The 3,126-nt window shown below is 72.7% G+C and carries 3 protein-coding genes; 2 read left to right on the top strand and 1 reads right to left on the bottom strand.

Annotated features, from left to right (window positions below; genetic code table 11):
- Positions 1 to 2 precede the first annotated feature (2 nt).
- Positions 3 to 977 carry an AraC family transcriptional regulator gene (locus tag J0670_RS34100; protein WP_207816218.1) on the top strand — a complete coding sequence of 325 codons (975 nt, stop codon included), beginning with the start codon at positions 3 to 5 and terminating at the stop codon, positions 975 to 977.
- Positions 978 to 1,140: 163 nt separating this feature from the next.
- Here J0670_RS34100 and J0670_RS34105 read toward each other — a convergent pair whose 3' ends face one another.
- On the bottom strand, positions 1,141 to 1,899 hold the full coding sequence (locus tag J0670_RS34105) for an SDR family oxidoreductase (RefSeq protein WP_207816219.1): 759 nt from the start codon (positions 1,897 to 1,899) through the stop codon (positions 1,141 to 1,143).
- A gap of 182 nt (positions 1,900 to 2,081) precedes the next feature.
- Between J0670_RS34105 and J0670_RS34110 the strand changes: the two genes are divergently transcribed.
- Entirely contained in the window at positions 2,082 to 2,972 is an 891-nt protein-coding gene (locus tag J0670_RS34110) for a helix-turn-helix domain-containing protein (protein WP_207816220.1), read from the top strand.
- Positions 2,973 to 3,126: the final 154 nt, after the last annotated feature.

The following is a 3,126-nucleotide window of genomic DNA, read 5'->3' on the forward strand; positions in this document are numbered from 1 at the left end:
GTGTGTCCACGGACCGTTTCGACCACTGGCGGGACGCGATCACCCGGACGCGGGACTGCGCCGTGAGCAGCGCTGACGCCGACAGCTTCGCGGGACAGCTGCAGCGTTCGGTGCTGGGTCCGGCGGTCCTGCTGGGGACGTCCTTCCCGTCCGCGTCGTTCCGGCGCACCGACCGCATGGTCCGGCGGTCGGATCCGGAGCTGATCCACCTGACACTTCTGCTCAGCGGCACCATGACGATGAGGCACCACACCGACCGGACCGAGGTCTACGGGCCCGGCGACCTCCTCCTGGCCAACAGTTCCCATTCATACGAATCCCTCGCCATCGGCACCCCCGGCACCGGCCCGGCGGAACCCCGGGTCGAAGGCGTGGGCATCGACGTCCCGGCGTCGCTGCTGCCGATTCCCCGCCGCCAGTGGCGCGATCTGCTGGGCCGCAAGACCCTCGGGCAGAACGGCGCCGGCGCGCTGCTCGCCGAGTTCACGCGCGGCCTGTACCGGCAGGCCCCCGGGCTGCGGCCGGCCGAGGCGTCCCGGCTCGGAACCGTCGTGGTCGACCTCGTGGCGGCGTGGATGGCCTGCGAGCTCGACGCCGAGCGGATGTTGTCGCCGGACGCCCGGCATCGGGCCCTGGTGGAGAACGTCCGGTCGTTCATCCGGCACAACCTCCACGACCCCGACCTGACCCCGGCCGTGGTCGCCGCCGCCCACCACGTCTCCGTCAGCTACCTGCACCGCCTCTTCACTCCGGAGTCGCAGGGCGAGACCGTCGCCGCGTTCATCCGCAGGCAGCGGCTGAGGAAGGCGCACCGCGAGCTGGCCGACCCCGCGCTGCGCGGTCTGCCGGTCCAGGTCATCGCCGCCCGCTGCGGCATCCCCCGTGCGGACGACTTCGCCCGCGCCTTCAAGAGCGTCTACGGGCTCTCGCCCCGCGACCACCGCCGCCAGGCGCTGAGCGGCCCCGTCGGCGCGTAGGCACGGAGCGGACGACCACGCCGGACGTGCGGCCGGGGCACTCGGCCCCGGCCGCACGGAACGCCGGCGGTACGGACCTTCCGGCGGTACAGACCTCCCGGCCGTACGGGACAGACCCCCGGCCGTTCGGACCCCCGCTGTACGGACCTCCCCCCGGGTGGCCTCAGCGGGTGGTGTAGCCGCCGTTGGCGAAGAGGGTCTGGCCGGTGATCCACCCGCCGTCGGTGGCGAGGAACGTCACGATCGGGGCGATGTCCTCGATCTTGGTCAGCTGGTCGCCCATCGCCTGGGACTTGTGGAAGGCGACCCGCTCCGGGGTCTCCTGGCCGTAGAAGAACGGGGTGTCCATCGGGCCCGGGGCGATGTTGTTCACCGAGATCCCGCGTGCGGCGAACTCCTTGGCCGCGGCCCGGGTGTAGTGCTCGACGGGGGCCTTCGCCCCGGCGTAGGTGGAGTAGCCGTCGGTGAAGGCGGCCAGCAGCGAGGTCACGATGGTGATGATCCTGCCGCCGTCGTTGAGCTGCTTGCCGGCCTCGCGGATGAAGAAGTACGCGGCCTTGGCGTTGACCGCGTGCATCAGGTCGTACTCGGCCTCCGTCGTCTCGACGATCGGCTTGCGCAGCACCATGCCCGCCGTGTTGACCGCGACGTCGACACCGCCGAAGGCGTCCTTCGCGGTGGCGAAGACGCGCTCCACGTCCGCGACCTTCGTCAGGTCGCCCTGGACGGCCACCGCCTCGCCGCCGGATGCCTTGACGGCGGCGACCGTCGCCTCGGCGTCCGGCGCGGTCGCGGCGGAGTGGTAGTGCACGACGACCTTGGCGCCGTCCGCGCCGACCGAGCGGCTGATCAGCCCGCCGAGGTTCTTCGCGCCGGCGCCGACCAGGACGACCTTGCCGGTGAGGGAGTGGTTGTTGCTCATGATCTTCGGCTCCTCGCCTGATGAGGGGGTTGTTCGCCCGACCACTGTCCGCCGAGGGCGCGGCCCCGGGCTTGAACGATCGAGCGGATCATGGAACAAACCGCTCATGATCCCGGCCGACACGCTCGGTGGCCGTCGTGCCGGTTCGGCGCTCCTCACCCGGACGGACCACAATCGACGGTATGGAGACACCCGCGAAGTCCGAGAGCCCGACCGTTTCGGCGATCAAGCCGCACCTGGTCCGGCTCTCCGGCAGCGGCGCGGACCTCGACGAGGGCGTGGTCGAGCGCGGACTGGAGCGGGCCGGCGGGGGAGAGGCGGCGGACGGGCCGTCCCGGCACGTCGTGGTGGTCCACACGGGAGGCCCGGCCGACCTGCGCTGGTCCGCGGACGGCCGCCCCCGGCGGGAGCGCTTCCACCGGGGCCAGGCGCTGGTCAACCCGGCGGGCTGGGCCTCGCGCCCGCGCTGGGAACAGGACGCCGAGCTGATGCTGGTGGCCCTCGAACCGGCTTGGCTGGAGAAACTCGCCACCGAGAGCGACCTGCCGGGACCGCTCGAGCTCACCCCGCGCTTCCACGTCACCGACCCGTTCCTGGGCATGCTGGTCGAGCGCCTGGTCGCCGAGTACGAGGGCCCGCAACCCGCCGACCCGCTCTACGCGCAGTCGATGCTCCAGGCGCTCGCCGCCCACCTGATCCGCACCGCCGCCACTCGTGGCCCCGCCCTGCCCGAGCGCGAGGGCGGGCTGGCCCCCAAGCGGCTGAACCGGGTCATCGACCACATGAACGGCTCACTCGACGGCCGGCTCCCGCTGCCCGAACTCGCCGCCGTCGCGGGCGTCAGCGCCTCCCACTTCACCCGGGCCTTCCGCGCGTCCACCGGCCAGTCCCCGCACCAGTACCTCGTCCGGCTGCGCCTGGAACGCGCCCGCCGGGCCCTGCTCACCACCGACACCCCGATCGCCGCGATCGCCCGGCTCTGCGGCTTCGCCGACCAGAGCCACCTCACCCGCACCATGCGCCTGCACACCGGCCTCACCCCGGCCGCCCTGCGGGCGGGGCGGGACCGCTAGCGGTGATCCGCAGCAGCAGCGCGGAGACGCCTGTGTTTTTGAGCGTGTGCCGTTCCGGGAGGACATGAGGGCTCCCTTCCGGCCGGGAGGAGGTGTCTGTTCGCAAGCCTGCCCCGGGCCGGTGGCCTCCGCTGGGAGGCCGCGGTCGCCGAAG

This window comes from Streptomyces sp. FH025, from assembly GCF_017427025.1.
GTDB lineage: Bacteria > Actinomycetota > Actinomycetes > Streptomycetales > Streptomycetaceae > Kitasatospora.